Genomic DNA, 20204 nt, shown 5'->3' on the forward strand with positions numbered 1-20204 from the left:
CCAACCTAAAATAGAATAATTGCTTTTTGTATTTTAATAACCACTAAGAGCGTAGCAAATTCACTATTCTAATTGTTTTTACCGCTTTTTGCTGAATGTATTTCGTTATTGAGATTATGAATGTAAAAACCCCCAACGCGGGGTTGGGGGTTTTATTAAATGTTAATTACTTGAACAATATTTGTTAACTACTAATCAACTTTAAGCACTCTTGAGAAACTAAAACCATTATTACTAACATCAATTGTAGAGCCTATATCAAATGCTTGATCAAAATCTACAAAGAAGGATTCAGTACTTGTGCTTGGAGGATTACTAGGCACACCGTTAATGGAAACGGCGTAGCCTGGTTGATAAGGGGATAAAGATACGGTGGTTTTGTTAGTCTGATCGTTAACGCTTACGCTCATACTGTTAACACAAGTAGCTCCGCCAGTGCCAAATGGACTGCTACCACCTATCCAAGGGTTAAACAAGTTCGATCCTTCAACTCTCAGATCGTCTGCTAGATATGGCAAACCATAATTAATACTTTGTGTGTTTTCACTACCGTTTAAGAATGTAGAGGCATCAAAACGTACTTTCACCCAGTTCGAGTAGCGAATAGGATAGCGAATCTGAAAATCAGCACGACCTTCTTTATCAGTGATAAACGAATAACCATCGTCTGATACTTGACCACCAATGATAGCGACTGGATTAATGGTCTCTAGACTTTCATTATTGTTGATATCATCATCTTTATCTAAGGTATAGTTATAGTCAGGATCCTCTGTAGGCTTCCAGCTAGATTCAAATATAATCGGTACTTGTTCAGTAAAGGTACTGTTTATAAAACCTAAGTCTGTATAAGAAATATTGCTATCTAATAGACATACTCTGCCTTGTGCATATTCGATAGCATAAGACTTAATCGATACTTCGGTATCAGTGACCGCACGGCCCGAACCATCCATAACAGAGATTGAGCCCTGTACTGTGTAATAGATATTGTCAGAAGATAACTTATTACTGAACGCTAGGGTAGTATAGACCGCCTCTTCTGAGACCGTAATCTTCGCCTCTTTGGTACCAATTCCTGCATTGTCATTCAATAAGCGCGCATTGACTATAACGCCGCCAATAGGTGAGCTGGCGTTTGCTAGATACACCACACGCGCCTCACCTTTGCTATCAGTCACTGCTGTAGCTGCAGATAGACGACCAGCTGATAAGTCAGCAGCCCGGCTAAAGACGACCGTTTGACCTTCTACAGGAACATCATTTCTATCCTTAACCGTAGCAACAACTTCAGTGCTACCGCCTGGGGTAATAACGGATTTTACTGCTTGGAACAGCATTTTTGCAGGCGTTGTCGCTCTAAAACGAGTATCTACTGTTGTTTGGTACTTTAGCCCGCCGCTAGTACCATTAATAAATATATTTAGCACTCTTGCTTGCAGTACAGCCGTACCTGCAAATTGCGACTCTAAAGTGACAGGAACTGTAATGATATTGCCGTTGATATTACTAGTTGTAATGTTTTTAGTAGTAATAACGGTATTATTAGTAAACTTGCCTAATGTTGTTTGCACCTCTACTGCTTCACCGATAAGAGCTGCCGCTTGTTCTGCAGTATCAGTACGGACTTGAATGCTGACCGTCTGAGGCTCATTTACGTCGTAAAACTCTTTGATATCGACAAAACTGATACCTGCACGTGAGATTTTGACGAGGTCGATACTGTTGGCGCTACGCTGCGTAATTAATTGACGCTCGCCTACTGCCCTAGCAAATACTCGCAGATTACCATTATTATCAAAGCTTAAAGCAGTTTCCCGAACGTTGAAGCTGGCTTCTCCGTTAGCATTAGTAATAGTAGCATTAGTAATAACTTCTCCATCACTATTTACTAGCTCCATATTAGCATTGCCAATGGGCAAGCCTGCTCCGTCTATTAACGTAGTAGTGATAACTGTACTACCACCATCTGCAAGCTGAGTTGCTGTCGCAGCAAGCGTAATCTCTGTGCCAACTGCTGATAAGCTTAACGACTTCTCCTCACGCACTTGCATACTAACATTACCATCCTCGTCATATTGCGGCGTGACGATTTTGGCGTTAATCACGACACTATGGTTAAGGCGTGCATTGACATTATTAGCCGTTAGTAACACACCAACATTTATCAAACCGCTAGCATCAGTGGTTACCATGCTTGGCGTAGATAGAGCAGCGCCGCTAGCTGCTAAGTTTTCTATACTTAATTGAACTGGCACCCCTACTAAGATACCACCACTGCTATCGGTTACGCGGAAAGTGGCGCTAGTTTGATCGCCACCGGTGTTTAAAGTAGGTTTGTCAGAAGAAGCTAGAATTTGATAGCTATCAATACTAGTAGAATCTACAGCTACAATGTAGTTTTGCTCCAACTCAACTTTTTCAACAGTTGTTGTCTTGGCAGTTAAGCGAATACCAGCTTCTTCTAAAATAGCTTGGTTGACGCTAGCACCGTCTGTGAGTGTAAGATCGAAACTAGCGACGCCATCATTGTTAGTCATGGCTTTGCCATTAGCAATGCTCACGCCTGTCTTAATAGGATCATCGACATTTAAGCGCACTTCACGCCCTGCGATACTACCTTTTTTATCAGTCACGCGTACAAAGACTTTGAATGTATCACCTTGAGTGTTAACGACTTTGTTCGCACCAATGCTCAAGCTCTCTGTAGTGCCCGTTGGTGTAACCGTATCGACAGTGACGGTTTGCGTAGCGATATTACCACTAGCATCAGCGGCCGATAATGCCACCACAAAGCTATTACTAATAGCCGCTTTTTGCTCATCTGTTAGATTGTTGGGTACAGCAATGCTAAATGTCGCTTTACCTGAGTTGTCAGTGGTCTGGTTACCACCAGAGACCAAAGCAACTCCTTGGCGAGCGATAGAGGCTGGCAGAGCAAGGAATACTTTTTGTCCCTCTACAATATTGCCTTTACTGTCCTTTGCAATAACCTCAATCTGACTCTCACCGCCATTTAGGTTAAGTGATTTTAATGCACTGCCTAGTAAGGAGATAGCGGCGGTCATAGATTGTACTTTAATTTTGACCTGCTGTTGCTTACCTGTTAGTGTCTCCACCAAGGTCGCAGTAAGCACCTGTTTGTTAAGAGACTCTTTTTGCTCATCAGTTAAATTGTTTGGAACTACAACGTCAAAGCTTACTAAACCATTATCATCTGTAGTAGCGGTGATATTTGCTGAACCAATCTGGCCGTTAACGGTTAACAAACTTGCCAGTGATGTATTATCAAAGGTAAGTCTGATCGGTTGATTGGCTACTTGATCGCCAGATGACTGGTTATTAAGCTGAGCCTGTATTCTAGTATCGCTACCAGCATTATTAAGAATATAGCCTGCTTGGTTATCGATATTATTCGTTGCATTCAATATGTTTAGAGAAACGGTAGGAGTAACAATATTAACTTTTTGTATTTCAGACTTATAAGTAATATTATTTTCAACGTAAGATAGTTGATAATTGATTCCTACGCTTTTGAGATCAGCGCGCTGCTCGGCAGTTAGATTGTCTGGTATCTGAACGACGAAAGTTGCATCACCATTGAAATCTGTAGTCGCCGTCTCTTGAGCAATAGTAACGCCATAAGTTTGTGCTTTAGCGCCTAGTTGAATAGCAACTTTTTGGTTTGTAACGGCCTGCGCTTTACCTTTAGCCGACAGCCTAACATTAATGTTGCCGCTACCACCAAGCTCACTAATCGTTGGGGTAGTAATAGAGGCAAACTCAATACTAGTGATTGGTTGTGCAACCTTGATAGACTGAGTAATTTTAGCTTGAGTACCATCTCCATCAGTTAAGACAGCAGTATAACTGATGCCAGACTTTATCAGTTGTTCACGCTGAGCTGCTGTTAAGCTTTGATCAATGTTGACCGTGAATGTTGCTACGCCAGCATCGTTAGTAACCTGCTGATTACCAACGATAGTTACGCCTGCGCCTTTATTAATAATTAGCTTTACTGAGCGACCATTAGCAGCACTACCGTCTTTACGTCTACCAGTAACCTGTAGCTGAAATTGCTCGTCTAGAATACTAACAGCTGCTGGTACGCTTTTGGCTGTCAATGTCATATCACTTTGTCCAATGTCTGAGCCAATAGTAATGCTTTCACTACTTGCCGTACTGCTAACGCCAGAATCTTCCACAGCGTTGATACTTAAGACAAAGCTTGCCGTTTTTTCTAATGATAATTTTTGTGCTTCACTCAGTCCTGCAGGTACACGCACTATATAGCTTACGATACCCTTATCATTAGTAGTCTGTTCAGAACTACCGTCAATAGTCAATAAGCTTTTACTAGTCAAAGCCGTTGGTAGAGTCGCTGAAACCAATTGATTGGCTACTGCTCCTCCATTTTTACTATTGACTCTAAAACTAATCACTGCACTACCACCAGAGCTTGAGATTTGTTTTTTGTCACTTCCCTCAAAACTCACTACGTTCTTTGCAACTGGTATTTCAACTGAACTTTTAAATGTTTTAGGAGTGATTGAACGATTGGGTTCCGACAATGTCACTGTATAGCTGATGCCATCTTCAGCGAGCATTTTTCGTATAGACTCTTTAAGATTAGGTGCTATCGTCAACGCAACAGTTACTTGACCTTTATCATTTAAAGTCAGCTGATTGGTTGCTAGACTCACACCATTAGGTGCATCATTAAGTTTGACAGTGACTTTAGCGCCGTTAATATTGGTTGATACGCTACTATTTTTTGGCTTAGCAGTAAAAGTCAGTTGCCTTGTATCACCATAAGCACTAAGTGGCTCTGCGCTCTTGGTCATGCTTAACTCATAGTCAGATACAGGCAACGCTATAGGTAAATAGCCTGTATCTTGTTTGGTAGCACCATTTTGCTCTTGTATACTAATAGCATATGCAATTCCTTCACCTTCGAGCAATGCAGCAAGCTCTTTTTGCAATGCCTCAAGCTTATCCGCATCTTCATCTGTCCAAATATTTTCTTCTATTTTAATATTAAAGGTTGCTACGCCATTAGCATCAGTAACTTTACCATTACCCCCTACGATAGATATACCCTTAATACTATCAATACCGAGTCCAACTTTTACATCTTGAACACGAGCACCATTGTTGTTTTTAGCAATGACAGTCAGCTGGGCATTATCTCCGTAAGGGTTTAGAGTATTATTAGAAACTGAACTTGTGCTTAATGAAGAGGTGATTTCAAGCTTACTTTCAGTGACTTGTGTACCATCGCCACTGCCTTCTTTGCTTACTGAAACCTTCAACTCTTGCGGTGCAACAGCTGTACCATCTGCTTTATTAGCAGTAGCCAATAAAGTAAAGCCTTTATTTATCAGTTCGTTTTTGTCATCAACTGCTTGCGGATTGAGCTTGAGCGTATATACAGCATTACCGTCATTATCGGTAGCCTGAGTACTCTGACCTTCGATAGTAATGCCGTTGGTTTCAGAGTCATTTACTTTTAAAGTAACTGCTTTGCCAACCATTGCTCCACCAGAGTTTTTCTCAACGGCTTTAACAGTAACAGTAAAGAGAGTTTCTTCATCCGATAGCTCAATAATGGATGGTAAGGTAGTAAGCTTTTGCAAAAAGAAATCAGGTTCAGTATCTGGAACTTGTTCGCCCCCACCATTATTTCCATTACCCCCGTTACTACCACCTGAGCCTGGCTGCTCAATACCTAAATCAGGTGCAGGTGCAACAGAATCTACTGTGTCACCGTCACCACCTCCACCACAACCTGCCAGTGCCAATGCACAAGTCAAAGAAGTAAGTTGAAACAGCTTAGAAGTAAAAGGTAGCGAGCTATGTGACATGTTTTGGACTCCGAATCCGAATCAGCTATGATATGTTCAAAAATACAAGCAAGAATCGTACCCAATCTATAAATGCATAATAAAAATAGATAAAGTTACATTCTGTTTACTCTATATATATAATGTATTAAAATTATAACGGTAACCTTACTGACTTTTGTTGTAACTTACAACTAAAAATTATACCTATAAGTTAAGTAATCAATCACATAGCAGTGTCAATTCAAGGTATAATGACGCTTCTATAAGACGATGTTTATCGTAAAATAATTTGAGTATTTACTGATTTTATGGTATAAATGTCGGCTTTAAAATTTTCTGAATTGGTCACTCTGTTATTTGCCTTTATATGACAGTAAAACCAGCTCAACCTTCATATAGTTTTGTTTGGTGCAAAGCTGCTGCTTGCTGTGTCCATGCCGCAAATACGCGCAACTTGCCCAGACTGGTATGAGAATCCCTCATACCGCATAGATTAGGAGTTCGCCATGTCTAGAGTTTGCCAAGTGACTGGAAAGCGCCCTATGGTGGGTAATAATGTTTCGCACGCAAACAACAAAACCCGTCGTCGCTTTCTACCAAACCTTCATAACCATCGTTTTTGGGTAGAGTCAGAAAACCGTTTTGTTCGTCTACGTGTGTCTACCAAAGGTATGCGCATCATCGACAAAGTTGGTATTGATAAAGTGTTAGCAGATTTGCGCGCACAAGGTCAAAAAGTTTAAGCCACGCGCTTATCACCACCATCTAAAGGAAAGCTATCATGAGAGATAAAATCAAGTTGGTATCGACTGCTGGTACTGGGTATTACTACACTACCACCAAAAACAAGCGCACAATGCCTGGCAAAATGGAGATCAAAAAGTTTGATCCTAAAGTACGTCAGCATGTGATCTTTAAAGAAGCAAAAATCAAGTAATAGTGATTACCTTATTATTTGACCATAAAAAAGGGTTTATCAATTGATAAACCCTTTTTTATGGTCTGTAATTTAGCTTTTTATGAATGAACTGCTATAGTTTCACTCATCGCACATTAACTATAATGCGTGGGTTCTTTATCATAGACATGCGCATGCCATTGACTCATCTGTTTTTGCATGATGACCTGAATTGCAGCATGAATCATATGCTGACCGATCGCTTGAGTATCACTACCGAGCAGCTCTTTGAGCTTGTCCGAAAAATCAATCGTCATCAATGGGGTATCGTCCTGCTCAGCATCACGTAACAACAATCTGCCGTCATCACTTTCTACCAATTCAAGAGTCGTTTCTTTACCAAATCCTGCAAAATTATCTTGGTTGTCGTTGTCTACTTCTATCTCATTATCGATATCGTATGGCATCTAATATGTCCTCAATTATACTGTCTCATCGTTGCATAGAGTTTTTCGTCTCAGGACAATATGAGTAAATGTATCATACTCATACAATGGACGCTTTGACGCTATAATTCAAGGGTAATAATGCAACTCCTATGCAATAACAAGCATTCAAAGAAATTATACTAGCCTAGTAATTAACGCCAATAGCGTAACTTTGCTAAGGTAAATAGCAAAGCGACAAACATACCAAGGTAATACATTAGCTTAAGCTCTAACGCTGGATCACGGTATTTGAAAGGTAAAGCAATGGTGGCAGTAGCAGTAGGTATAATAATGAGCATCAATAGCCAGCTCTCAAAAACATGTAACCAGCCTTGCAACCCTGTACCATGACTTAACGACGCCAATCCTAATAATAGACAGGCAATGATAAGACTGGTAAACAAAACGTTGGGCAGATCTTTTGGGTAAATAATATTCGCAATACGGGTGGGCATAATTTGCATATAAAATTCCAGTCAAGACTAGGGTATATCCTCAATCTGAATGAGTAAACCTCTGATAGGCTAAAAATGAGGACCCGCCTTAAGATCATGACTTAACAATGATAAAAAACCTATAAATGGTGTGAAATCTAACTATAAGTACCCATCAACCATAACATTGCAATACAGGAAGTCAGATAACCTAGACTTATCGCATTCCAGCCTGCAATGTCAGTACCATTAACCTTGTTAAATACACGCGCGCCAAGCCAAAAAAGTAATGGAATACCAACTACAAAAGCAGGGACTATCACCGCAGCATGGCGTAACACGTCTCCAACATCATCCCCTACCATTAAGCGAAAACCATATCCAGCAAGGCTTAGTATCAACGAAAATACTGCTAGGCCAATGGTGATTCCTTTGGGTACTAAACTGCGTTTTTGTTGCTTGTCAGGCGAACTCTTATCGCTTGTTACTGGTGAAGTTGGCTTATCCATAATATACCCTTATGTGAGGTAAAAATATTCTTGCCAGTATCTTTATGACGGCTAATTTGCGCTAGTTACTAAAGACAACTCTTGACGCATGGCCGTGATAGCAGCTTGATAATCATCTTGATTGAAGATAGCAGAACCCGCCACAAACATATCCGCACCAGCTTCAGCGATAGCACGAATATTGCTCGCCTTAATACCGCCATCGACTTCTAACCGGATATCGCGACCGCTCGCATCAATACGCTGACGGACTTGGCGCACCTTATCTAACGTGCTTTCAATAAACGACTGCCCCCCAAATCCAGGATTGACGCTCATCAGTAAAATTTGGTCGACTTTATCCATCACGTAATCTAAATAATGCAGTGGCGTAGCCGGGTTTAGTACCAAGCCGCACTCAGCGCCGCCATCTTTGATCAGTTGCAAAGAGCGGTCTACATGACCGCTCGCTTCTGGATGAAAAGTAATGACACTCGCCCCCGCCTCTAAGAACTGCTCAATCATACCATCAACTGGACTGACCATTAGATGAACATCAATAGGCGCATCAACGCCATAATCACGCAGTGCCTTACAAATCATACTACCAAAGGTTAAATTGGGTACGTAATGGTTGTCCATTACATCAAAATGTATGACGTCAGCGCCCGCCTTTAAAACTGTCTCAACCTCTTCACCTAAGCGTGCAAAGTCAGCAGATAAGATAGAAGGAGCGATTAGATATTGGTTAGAAGGACTGATCATAATAAAGCTACCTAATTGATTTTTTAATAAATTGATAAAATAAGCAGGCTTACCTCAGCGTTATTAACGCCAAGTAAGTTTATAAACTTGCCATCTCAAAACGACTATCGCGGTTTATATTGAGTTTTGCAATAAGCGCGGCCAACTTCAAAAGAGCGTTTTATCTGGTGTTTAGTGGCGCGACCCGTCACACGCTTGCGCCACATGCGAAAAGAGGAGGGCTTTAACTGTTGACGCATCAGCTTGATAACCTCATCTTCGCTCAGCCCATAACTGTGCTCTATCGCACCAAAGGGTGTTCTATCTTCCCACGCCATCTCTATCACACGTGATATCTGCACGGTGGTCAATACTTTATCATTTGCTGTCTTTGATGATTGCGACTGTAACTGATCTGAGCTTATGACATCTTTCTTGTCTTCAGTTGATGTTTTAGCATTGCTCTGTTTTTTTAATCGTAATGCTTCATTGATATCAGCTTGCATAGTCGCAAGCGATGAGTGCTCATTTTTTGGTTGTTTATTTGAATGTTCATCTACGCATAATGCTTGATGATATACCATGTATTTTTACCTTGTATGCTCTGTACATTTATTTAACCAAGCTCTATTTTATAACAATAACAGCGCTTGGTTAAACTATCGACTAACCAGTCTCTCTACAATACAGTCATAAAAATGACTTTATAAATGACTATTAATCATAAACTTATAAACAAGCGGTGAGCATATAATTTAGTATAGTTGTGCCATACGCCAGTGATGGTCAATGTGGTCATTAATCACCGTTTGGATGAAGTAGTAGCTATGATCATGTCCTGCTTGATAACGCAGCGTCAAGGGCTGTGCCACCTCTTCGCAAGCTTGTTGGAGTTTGGACGTTTGCAATTGCCCTTCCGCTAAGAAGTTATCAGCGCCCCCTTGATCAACTAAAATGCGTGAATATTGACGACCGACCCTTTTAATCGTTTGAGCAGCGTCTGCTTGCGTCCACTGCGCTTTGTCATCTCCAAAGTATTCTGTATAAGCAGCCTCCCCCCATGCTGACTCACTGGCCGCGCTTACTGGAGACAATGCCGACACACTGACAAACTTACTTGGAAATTTAAAACCGAGTAATAATGCGCCATGACCACCCATAGAATGGCCTGTGACACCGATACTGCTAATAGGAAACTCTGAACGAAGCAGATCATATAACTCATCAACGATATAACTTTGCATGTTGAAGTTTTTAGCCCATGGCGCACAAGTTGCATCGACGTAGTAGCTTGCGCCTTGACCAACAAAATAACGCTCATCGTTTGGCACGTCATCATCTTCGCTACTTCTAGGAGAAGTGTCTGGCGCGATAAATATCATGCCAAGCTCGCTACATCTTTGTTGAAAATGCGCTTTATGAGTGACGTTGTCAGCATTACAAGTCAAACCTGACAGATATAAGATGGCAGGACAAACCTTTCCTGTTAGCGCCTCATCTGGCAAATAGATACTAAACGTCATGGGCGTTTTGGTCGCTATCGATTGATGACTGTAATAATGCTGTTCGCCATCAAAGCAGCGATTCACGCTTTTTTGTGTGAGCTGAGTATTAGTAGATAAACTGTTGTTATAAGAATTGTTCATGATGACTATCCTTTTTTATGAAACTTAAAATAAATCATGCTTTATCGCGTCAACCAATAAGACAATGATAACATTTTCAGAAATGCCGGACGTAGTGATAAGTAAAACGAAAAATACGTCATTGTGAGCAAAATCAAACGCGCGATCACATAAGATGATAATAGTGGCGGGCATAGTAGATCGCTGCTATGACTTAAACAAAATGACGCTTATTCATTACTTTGCGCCGGACATAGCAGTGCTTTTATTACTATTGATAGCATCATCATTGATGGCATTATTATTAATAGTATCTTCAAGCATTGCGCCGCTGGCTTCCGTATTATTAGTAAGATGCTCAACCGAGGAGCGCGTTTTATCAAACAATACTTTTTCAAACGCTGGCAATGCTGTCTCCATCAAACTACCGACGACCATTTGCGGGTTTGATGACTCAAAGCCCATAAAGTTTTCGCGCTCGCTAACACGTAGACGCGCATCCTTAAAGGCTGCGGCAAAACTGGTGTTTTCACGTAAACTTTCTGCAAAAAATGCTTGACCAAAGTAGGTCATCTCAGCCGTATTGGTACAGCCAAACGACATCTTATCAGCAGCTGAGGCAGTGATTATCACGGTAGTTGGCGAGGCCAACTCATCAATAAACGAACCAGAGTAGCAAGCGGACACTACAATCACACGCCAGCGAATACCCGAAGCGTCAAGCGCCTCTCGTAGCCACGTAGCATCTAAATTATCCATCTCAAGTGGCGGGTTAGATAAATGAATAAAGTCTTGGTCACCATGTGAAGATAACGCCATAAATAGAACATCTTCGTCAGCATCCATTTGCTGACCGATTGTTTTTAATCCCTGTAGAATACTAGTCTTAGTCGCGACTGGCTCGTCCAGCCAGCTATAAGTATTGTTGATGAGCGCCAATGATTGACCACTAGTGCCAAAACGCACATCAAACAATTCTCGTACTTTATTTATTTCAGAACGAAAAACGTTTTGCTCAGAGAACCCTGCCACTCCCATAAAGTACCAGTCATTTTTGCCAGCTACATTTGGATCAATACTTGTTAATGCTTGTTGCAATAGACGTGGCTGCTCATACAGTGCTGCCTCCTCTAACACAGGCTGTATGGGTATCTGCTTAAAAATAGGTTGATCTGCGACATTGCGCTGCCAAATGGTTAGTAATGCTACCGCTCCCAATAAAATAGTAATGCGCTCCCACCAAGGGGTACGCTGTCTTCGGGCAAATATCCATAACAATGCTAATGTTTGCCACAAGAACAAAACTAAAAACAATATCGGTAAAAAAGAATAGCTCCAATCCGGTAACCACCCATGACTACCCAAAACTTGTACGATGCTTTGCAGCAGCGCAGATAATGTGTCAGCTACCAACCATAGCACCACTGGTACAAACACCAAGGTATGGTTACCAGAACGCCGCGCCAGAACGATACCGACCAAAGAGATAATAGCAGGCCAAATTAGATAACTGACCAATCCTTGCTCATTAAAGACACTACCAGCTTCAGCAGCCAACCAAGAAAATAAAACGTTGCTGCCTAACGCTAATAAGGCAAATAGCAAAAATTGTATAAATGTTGGCTTTACCCAAGAAAACGCACGTGTTGACCCTACCAGCATCCAAAGGGCAGCAATAATATTGGCAGCGAAGTTGAGTGAAAAGCGCTGAAGGGAAACGGTTTTTAGCGACGAGAGTGGCAAAGACTTAGACCTCTATCTAGTCGAGACAAATGGTTACCATCATATTGATAACATAACCTCATAGTTTATCTTGCTAATCTATCGCGATTGTAACGGATTGTCAGCTAAGACGATAAGCATGATTTGTAAAATACCCTATAAAATACTGAATTAAAAATCAATCAAAAAAAAGGCCTTGAAACCAAGACCTTTTTTAATTCAATTAATGGATATTATTTCATCAATAGCTCATTGACGCGTTTAAGATAGGCCGCTGGATCTTCAAGCTGACCGCCATCTGCTAATAACGCTTGATCAAAGATTACTTGCGCAAGGTCATCAAATTGCTCGCTGCTCTCAAGCTTTTTGATTAGCGGGTGCTCAGGGTTCACCTCAAGTGTAGGCTTGCTCTCTGGTACTTCCTGCCCCATTTGCTGCAGCATTTGAATCATTTGTGGCGACAACTCACCCTCACCTACGACCAAACAAGCTGGACTATCGACCAGACGCGTCGATACTTTGACATCCTTAGCTCGGTCACCAAGCGTCGTTTTTAACTTATCGACAACTGGCTTCATGGTTTCTTGTGCCTTTTCAGCCTCTGCTTTTTCTTCATCGTCCTGCAAATCGCCTAAATCTACCGCACCTTTTGCAATGTTCTGCAATGGGGTTTCATCAAACTGCGTCAAGAAGTTCATCGCCCATTCATCAACGCGGCTGGTCATCAAAATAACTTCGATGCCTTTTTTCTTAAATAGCTCAAGTTGTGGGCTATTTTTTGCAGCAGACAAATTGTCGGCTGTTAGGTAGTAGATGGCTTTTTGTCCATCTTTCATACGTGCTTTGTAGTCCTCAAAGCTGGTCGCAACCTTATCGTCAGTGCTGGTTGCATAACGTAGCAATTTAGCAATACGCTCTTGGTTGCCCATGTCTTCGCCAAGACCTTCTTTGATCACATCGCCAAACTCACTATAGAACTGGGCGAACTTTTCTTGCTTGTCACTGTCTTCGCTATTGGCAAGGCTTGCGAGCATGGTGAGGATTCGGCGCGCGTTACCATCACGGATAGATTTTACATCACGCGACTCTTGTAGTAACTCACGGCTGACGTTCAATGGTAGGTCTGCTGAGTCGATAACCCCTTTGACAAAACGCAAGTACATCGGTAGCAACTGCTCAGCATCATCCATAATAAAGACGCGTTTGACATACAGCTTAAGACCATGCTGCTGCTCACGCGTATACAAATTCATCGGCGCTTTTTTGGGAATATAAAGCAGCTGCGTGTACTGTACACGGCCTTCAACGCGGTTATGCGTCCAAGTTAGTGGCTCATCCATGTCATAGGTGATGTTCTTATAGAAATCGACGTACTCGTCATCTTCAATTTCAGATGCTGAGCGCGTCCATAGTGCACTAGCCTTGTTGATGGTTTCCCACTCATCAGTAAGTACCATTTCACCGCCAGCAACTGCGCTGTTTTCTCCCGAATCGTCACTGTCATCAGCGACATCTTCTTGCCAAACTTCTTTACGCATCTGAATGGGCAAGCTGATATGATCTGAGTATTTGTTGACCAAACGCTTGATCTTGCTGCGATCAAGGTAATTGTCTTCGCCTGCACTATATTCTTCTTTTAGATGCAAGGTAATAGCCGTGCCACGCTGTGCTTTGTTGATTGTCTCAACGGTGAAGCTACCAGTACCGTCTGATACCCAGCGCACACCTTTATCCGCAGGCTCACCTGCTTTACGTGATTCAACGCTAATCTTATCTGCCACGATAAAGCCTGAGTAAAAACCAACACCGAACTGTCCGATCAATTGACCATCTTGCTTTTGCGACTCAGATAGCTTATCTAAAAATGCTTTGGTACCTGATTTGGCAATCGTTCCTAAGTTTTCGATGGCATCGGTTTCATTCATACCAATACCGTTATCAGTAAAGGTAATGGTCTTAGCATCGGTATCGACTGCGATACGTATTTTTAATTCGCCATCGTCTTCATAAAGGCTATCATCATTGGTTGCTTCGAAACGCAACTTATCACAAGCATCAGAAGCGTTTGAAACCAGCTCACGCACAAAGATATCGGCATTAGAATACAGCGAATGGGTCACCAAATGTAGTAACTGCGCGACTTCGGCTTCAAAAGTATGTTTTTTTAATTCAGGGGTGCTTTCAGTAGCGGTACTGCTATTAGCATTGAGATTATCCGTATTTTTATTATCCGCTTGGGCCTGCTCACTCATAAAAACTCCTATTATTTATACCAAAAATGCTGTAGCCAGCATAGATTAGTCACAAGAACATCAAGTACCAGCAGATGAGCGCAAGTTATGCACAAAACTGCGCGGTAAATACTGCTAGGCTGATTAATCAAATAGGGGCATGGGCAAAAATTTCAAGTTCAAATAACCTAAAAACAATTATTAGTCGTAAAAAAACCGCCCTAGTTTTCTAAGGCGGTACTTTTAGATAAATTCATACAATTTGCAGTCTATAGACAACTAGGCAGATGACATGCAGGATCTGAATCCCGCGCTGCCATCGCATCTTCGACGGTCATGCCCAGCGCCTTGGCCACGCCTTCGCCGTAAGCTGGCTCACACCAATGGCAGTTACGGATATGACGATACTTAATAAAGTCTAGCGCATCGCCCATTGCTCTTGCCGTGTTAGCAAATAATGCCTGCTTTTGCTCCTCATTCATGAGGTTAAATAGCGCACGCGGCTGACTAAAGTAGTCATTATCATCTTCACGGAAGTCGTAATGGTCGGCATAGCCATCAATCTTTAGTGGCGGCTCAGCATACTGCGGCTGCTCTTGCCACTGCTCAAAACTGTTTGGCGTATAGTGCGGACGGCCACCATAGTTGTCATCGACGCGCATCAGACCATCACGGTGGTTACTATGCACAGGGCATGTGGCTTTATTGACTGGAATCTGCTTGTGATTGACTCCGACGCGGTAGCGCTGAGCATCGGCATAGCTAAATAAGCGCGCTTGTAGCATACGATCTGGAGAAGCACTGATACCAGGCACGAGGTTATTTGGAGCAAATGCCGCTTGCTCAACATCGAGATGATAGTTGTCAGCGTTTCTGTTGAGCTCAAACTCACCCACTTCGATGAGTGGATAGTCGCCTTTTGGCCAGACTTTGGTCAAATCAAACGGATGGTAAGGCACATTATCCGCTTCCTCTTCTGGCATGATTTGCACATACATTTTCCACTTTGGGAAGTCGCCGTTATCGATAGCATTGAGCAAATCTTCTTGATGGCTTTCGCGGTTGCTTGCGATGATATCAGCGGCCTCAGCATCGGTTAAGTTCTTGATACCTTGCTGAGTGACAAAGTGAAACTTCACCCAAAAGCGCTCATTATCACTGTTAATAAAACTATAAGTGTGTGAGCCAAAGCCGTGCATATGCCTATATGAAGCCGGCAAGCCGCGCTCACTCATTGTAATCGTCACTTGATGCAAGGACTCTGGTAGTAAAGTCCAAAAGTCCCAGTTATTGGTCGCCGAGCGCATATTGGTACGTGGATCACGTTTTACCGCTTTGTTCAAATCAGGGAACTTACGTGGGTCACGCACAAAGAATACGGGTGTATTGTTACCGACCATATCCCAGATACCTTGCTCAGTATAAAATTTGAGCGCAAAACCGCGAATATCACGCTCAGCATCAGCGGCGCCGCGCTCACCGGCTACCGTACTAAAGCGCGCAAACATTGGCGTCTGCTTGCCGACTTCGTCAAAGATACCAGCGCGCGTGTATTTCGTGATGTCATTGGTCACAGTAAAGGTACCAAACGCGCCCGAGCCTTTGGCGTGCATACGGCGCTCAGGGATAATCTCGCGGTTGAGATCAGCAAGTTTTTCGTTGAGCCATAAATCTTCTGCTAAAAGCGGGCCGCGTTTACCAGCCGTTTTACTGTTTTCGTTATCAACAACTGGGGCACCATTGCTCATTGTCAGTGGGGTCGGTGCGTAGGGACATTTTTTATCGCTCATGATCGTACTCCTGTAAAAAACAAATGAAAGTGCCAAACCTATACTGAATATGCCTCTAGCAGTATATCTAGAATGCTTGTCATTTTGTTTGAAAAACGGTGATTTTTATTCATAGTAACTTGTGTAGTAAATCTCATAGTCACCTACCAATGCAGTTGTATTGTCTTGCATGTCGTTTGCTTAACTACTATTACAACCGATTAGTATTGTTTTGTATAATTAATTAATCACATATTTTCATTTTGTTTTTTAGAACTACATTACTGTTTTTTGCTATAAAGTACCTCATGACAATCAGCGTGGTGACAATAAGCACTATAATGAATGCTGTTTGTACGACCATCAACCCTATTTATCCCAGTGTAGCCTATCCTAGTGCGGCATTGGGCGAATCGTAAGGATTTGCTCACTGCGACCAAACGGCCCATGTACATCATGTAGTACCGCGCTGGTAAGCCCTATCCCGTCATCACCGTACTGCTGTATCGCTTCAATACCAAGCCAGCGACCTTTTGGGGCACGATGCATATGAATTTGCAAATCAGTATTGGGGAACATCCACTGAGCAGCTGACAGCTCTATACCAAGTCGAGGCACGACGCCATTGGCCGTATCTACCATACCTAAAAGATGAACCAAGTCATCAGTAGGCTCATCTGCTACCATTTCAATATCATTGGTTATCCAAACCATACCTTTACCTGGTCGACGATCTGGAGCCGCCACCAAACGCACACTTTCAATAAAACCGCCCGGCCAACCTTTCATATCCTCCCAAACAGGCAACTCATCCGGCTGATGCAAAACCTTTTGATCTTCTAGTCCTGCAACGGCACTGGTATCTTGAGTCATTAAACGCCAAGCGCGTGCAATAATACAATCGCGGCCACGACTACTCATCACTGACTCTATAAGCTCAATCGTTCTACCTGGACGTATACAACGGGTAGTAACGGTAAAGTCATCAAGCGGAATCAGTCCTAAGATGTCAAGACTGATACGAGCAATACGCATATTGGCCTGCGGTAAAAATTTTTCCAATTCGACAGTCAATAACCCAGTCGCTGGTGCCATATGCTGCTCATGCTCGTTCCAAGCGCCTTGCGCATGCTTGGTTGGTTGATAGTGCGCGATACAAGTACCATCGGTTTGCTGTACGCGTTTTATAAATTTATAGTAAGCTGACATAACCATCCTTAGTTTTTTGAATACAGTATTGAGAGAGGTAATACGCTTGTAAGCTCTATAGAATGTTTGAACATTGGTTTATTTTTATGCCCTACCGAGTAAGCTCTTGCTCTTTTATCTTTAGAATCTTGCGACTCTTTATCATCAAGAACAATAAAAAAATTACAATAGCGATTAGAAGTCCGTAAAAAAGATTGTACTCTTTTATAAAGTGCACTGTGTTTAGACCAAGCAACATGACTAGCAGCCCAATGACAAACATATTCACTTTTAGCTGTTTGTTAATCTCATCAAGAGTCGCTTCTGTTAACACAAATCTTTTTTTCTGTTTTTTCATGTCCCTTGGCCTATTTACCTACTTGGGTAACCGGAATACGTAATGCTTTTGGCAAGCTAAACGTCACGTTTTCTTCAATACCTGACAGCTCACTGGGCAAATCACCGCCCCAGTCTTGCAGCTGTTGTAACACTTCTTGAATCAACACCTCAGGTGCAGACGCGCCAGCAGTCACCCCAACACTGTCGATACCCTCAAACCATTGACGATTCATCTCACTGGCATTATCGATCAAATAAGCGCGGCAGCTCATACGTTCTGCCAATTCACGCAGACGATTAGAGTTCGATGAGTTTGGTGAACCTACCACCAAGACGACTTCGCAGCGTCCAGCCAAATCTTTAACCGCGTCTTGACGGTTTTGGGTGGCATAGCAAATATCGTCTTTGCGTGGTCCTTGAATACTAGGAAATTTGTCCCGTAGTGCATCGATGACACGCGCGGTATCATCCATTGACAGCGTGGTCTGAGTCACAAATGCCAAACGTTCGGCATCTTGTACCGTCAATTCTTTGACATCGCCCTCGTTTTCGACCAGATGAATTTGTCCGCCGTGACGACGATTAAAGCGTCCCATTGTACCTTCAACTTCAGGATGACCGGCATGACCGATCAGCACTGCATCCATACCATCCTGCGCAAACCTTGCAACCTCAATATGTACCTTGGTGACCAATGGACAAGTGGCATCGAATACGGTCAAATCACGGCGTGTTGCCTCATCTTCAACGGCTTTTGAGACGCCATGCGCTGAGAAAATAACGATTGAGCCATCTGGCACTTCATCGAGTTCCTCAACGAATACAGCACCGCGATTGGCTAGGTCTGAAACCACAAACTTGTTATGTACAACTTCGTGACGCACATAAATAGGGGGCTCAAAACGCGTTAATGCTTCGTTAACAATCGCAATTGCGCGGTCCACACCAGCACAAAACCCGCGTGGATTGGCAAGATAAATTTGCATAAGACGGCCTATCATTAGATAATTTAGATTCTAAACTTGAATTCAAGAAATTAGAGTGGAACAATACGCTACTTTAGCATAATTTGCTTTTATTGCCTTCTAAAATACCATAGTCGCAATCGTCATAACGTTGACAGGATTACTCATCAATACGACGATATCAAAAGCAGTTTATAATTATTAAAGTAGACGTAATTGTTATTAGTCGTACTTGCTATCGTTTTACATGATGGCATTTTCTTTTTTTACCAGTCTTTATCTGCTTACTTATTTGATTACTCATTTATTACTAGGACACACTGTATGACAGGTTCATTGTTTATTATTACTGCAGCCTCTGGTACTGGCAAGACCTCACTGGTCAAACAGTTACTTGCTACCACCAACGATCTGACTGTCAGTGTCTCTCATACTACCCGTCAGCCGCGACCTGGGGAGATTGACGGTCATCATTATCACTTTACTAGTGTCGATGTTTTTACTAAAGCCATCGCTGAAGGTCAGTTTTTAGAGCATGCAGAAGTCTTTGGCAACTATTATGGTACCTCAGAGCAAAGCGTACGTACGCAACTACAAGCAGGCGTTGATGTTATTTTAGAGATTGATTGGCAAGGGGCGCTGCAAGTCAAAAAGATATTTGCTGAAGCAATCATGGTATTTATCTTACCGCCAAGTGTGGCGACATTGCGTCAGCGTCTATCGACACGTGCGACAGACAGCACCGACGTCATTGAACAGCGCTTAGCAGGCTCAGTGAACGAGATGTCGCAATACGTACATGCCGACTATGTGGTGATTAACGACAACTTTGAGGTGGCGTTAACAGAGCTAAAATCCATCATCGTAGCAGATAGACAAACGCTAAGACGTCAACAGCAGCGCTATAGCCGCGTCATTACAAACCTATTGTCAGACCCAGCTGACCAATCATAAGTCGATTGATTCATGCTGTGGTATTTAGAATATAAGGTATAAAAAGCAACTGCGCGTTTGAGTAAATAAATGCTATAATAGTCAGTTATTGACCCTTATATTTTTGATACTATTTTTATTAAGTGGCGAGCTATACTCGTTACTGATAAAAACAACCGAGGTAGCTATTTATGGCACGAGTAACGATTGAAGATTGCTTAGAGAATGTTGATAATCGCTTTGAATTGGTATTGGTTGCCAGCAAACGCGCTCGTCAGCTTGCAAAAGGTATTGCCGAGCCGTTAGTAGAAGTCGATAACGACAAACCGACTGTATTGGCATTGCGTGAAATTGCCATTGGCAAGATTACTCGCGATATCCTAAATCAGCCAGAGCACAACTTTGCCACAAGCTCACTAGATTTAGCCTTATCAGGCGATCATAGCTTCTAGCCTGATATAGTCTTGTTTTTGTTTGAGCGGTCGCCATATATTCTATATGACAGCTCAGACAAAAACACTACAGCATAGACTG

Annotated in this window: 17 protein-coding genes; 4 read left to right on the forward strand and 13 right to left on the reverse strand. The window is 42.3% G+C overall.

Going from position 1 to position 20204, the window contains the following annotated elements:
• Window positions 1-191: 191 nt before the first annotated feature.
• The gene (locus tag Q0890_RS03200; protein ID WP_299217536.1) at window positions 192-5864 is read right to left on the reverse strand and encodes a hypothetical protein; all 5673 of its coding nucleotides are present in this window, start codon (window positions 5862-5864) and stop codon (window positions 192-194) included.
• 488 nt (window positions 5865-6352) lie between these two features.
• Here Q0890_RS03200 and rpmB point away from each other — a divergent pair, with 488 nt between their 5' ends.
• A complete protein-coding gene (gene rpmB, locus Q0890_RS03205) occupies window positions 6353-6589 on the forward strand; it encodes a 50S ribosomal protein L28 (RefSeq protein ID WP_075100488.1) in 237 nt (78 codons plus the stop codon).
• Between the two features lie 38 nt (window positions 6590-6627).
• Window positions 6628-6783 carry a 50S ribosomal protein L33 gene (rpmG, locus tag Q0890_RS03210; protein ID WP_010201403.1) on the forward strand — a complete coding sequence of 52 codons (156 nt, stop codon included), beginning with the start codon at window positions 6628-6630 and terminating at the stop codon, window positions 6781-6783.
• A gap of 116 nt (window positions 6784-6899) precedes the next feature.
• Here rpmG and Q0890_RS03215 read toward each other — a convergent pair whose 3' ends face one another.
• The 12 genes from Q0890_RS03215 to ispH form a co-directional block, all read right to left on the reverse strand.
• Window positions 6900-7211, reverse strand: a complete 312-nt coding sequence (locus tag Q0890_RS03215; RefSeq protein ID WP_299217540.1) for a hypothetical protein — start codon at window positions 7209-7211, stop codon at window positions 6900-6902.
• A gap of 173 nt (window positions 7212-7384) precedes the next feature.
• Window positions 7385-7696, reverse strand: coding sequence for a hypothetical protein (locus Q0890_RS03220; protein WP_299217542.1), 312 nt, complete (start codon window positions 7694-7696; stop codon window positions 7385-7387).
• Window positions 7697-7824: 128 nt separating this feature from the next.
• Complete coding sequence (locus Q0890_RS03225) at window positions 7825-8175, reverse strand: hypothetical protein (RefSeq protein ID WP_299217544.1); 351 nt, start codon at window positions 8173-8175, stop codon at window positions 7825-7827.
• Between the two features lie 51 nt (window positions 8176-8226).
• Entirely contained in the window at window positions 8227-8919 is a 693-nt protein-coding gene (gene rpe, locus Q0890_RS03230; RefSeq protein ID WP_299217547.1) for a ribulose-phosphate 3-epimerase, read from the reverse strand.
• Between the two features lie 104 nt (window positions 8920-9023).
• The gene (locus Q0890_RS03235; protein ID WP_299217999.1) at window positions 9024-9269 is read right to left on the reverse strand and encodes a TIGR03643 family protein; all 246 of its coding nucleotides are present in this window, start codon (window positions 9267-9269) and stop codon (window positions 9024-9026) included.
• A 384-nt stretch (window positions 9270-9653) separates the two neighbouring features.
• Window positions 9654-10544 (reverse strand): S-formylglutathione hydrolase, encoded by an 891-nt coding sequence (gene fghA, locus Q0890_RS03240; RefSeq protein WP_299217549.1) that lies wholly within the window; start codon window positions 10542-10544, stop codon window positions 9654-9656.
• Window positions 10545-10760: 216 nt separating this feature from the next.
• Complete coding sequence (locus tag Q0890_RS03245) at window positions 10761-12266, reverse strand: C13 family peptidase (RefSeq protein ID WP_299217551.1); 1506 nt, start codon at window positions 12264-12266, stop codon at window positions 10761-10763.
• Between the two features lie 212 nt (window positions 12267-12478).
• Window positions 12479-14497, reverse strand: coding sequence for a molecular chaperone HtpG (htpG, locus tag Q0890_RS03250; protein ID WP_299217553.1), 2019 nt, complete (start codon window positions 14495-14497; stop codon window positions 12479-12481).
• Between the two features lie 248 nt (window positions 14498-14745).
• Window positions 14746-16266, reverse strand: a complete 1521-nt coding sequence (locus Q0890_RS03255) for a catalase (RefSeq protein ID WP_299217555.1) — start codon at window positions 16264-16266, stop codon at window positions 14746-14748.
• Window positions 16267-16638: 372 nt separating this feature from the next.
• Window positions 16639-17454, reverse strand: coding sequence for a thioesterase family protein (locus tag Q0890_RS03260; protein ID WP_299217556.1), 816 nt, complete (start codon window positions 17452-17454; stop codon window positions 16639-16641).
• A gap of 91 nt (window positions 17455-17545) precedes the next feature.
• Window positions 17546-17791: a hypothetical protein gene (locus Q0890_RS03265; RefSeq protein WP_299217559.1), complete on the reverse strand. Its 246-nt coding sequence runs from the start codon at window positions 17789-17791 to the stop codon at window positions 17546-17548.
• 10 nt (window positions 17792-17801) lie between these two features.
• Window positions 17802-18758 (reverse strand): 4-hydroxy-3-methylbut-2-enyl diphosphate reductase, encoded by a 957-nt coding sequence (ispH, locus tag Q0890_RS03270; protein WP_299217561.1) that lies wholly within the window; start codon window positions 18756-18758, stop codon window positions 17802-17804.
• A gap of 303 nt (window positions 18759-19061) precedes the next feature.
• On the opposite strand from ispH, the gene gmk reads away from it, so the two are divergent.
• Together gmk and rpoZ are read left to right on the forward strand one after the other, a co-directional pair.
• Window positions 19062-19691 (forward strand): guanylate kinase, encoded by a 630-nt coding sequence (gene gmk / locus Q0890_RS03275; protein WP_299217562.1) that lies wholly within the window; start codon window positions 19062-19064, stop codon window positions 19689-19691.
• 170 nt (window positions 19692-19861) lie between these two features.
• Entirely contained in the window at window positions 19862-20122 is a 261-nt protein-coding gene (gene rpoZ, locus Q0890_RS03280; RefSeq protein ID WP_299217564.1) for a DNA-directed RNA polymerase subunit omega, read from the forward strand.
• Window positions 20123-20204: the final 82 nt, after the last annotated feature.

It is taken from the genome of uncultured Psychrobacter sp., assembly GCF_947488565.1.
In the GTDB taxonomy this organism is placed as follows: Bacteria; Pseudomonadota; Gammaproteobacteria; order Pseudomonadales; family Moraxellaceae; genus Psychrobacter; species Psychrobacter saeujeotis.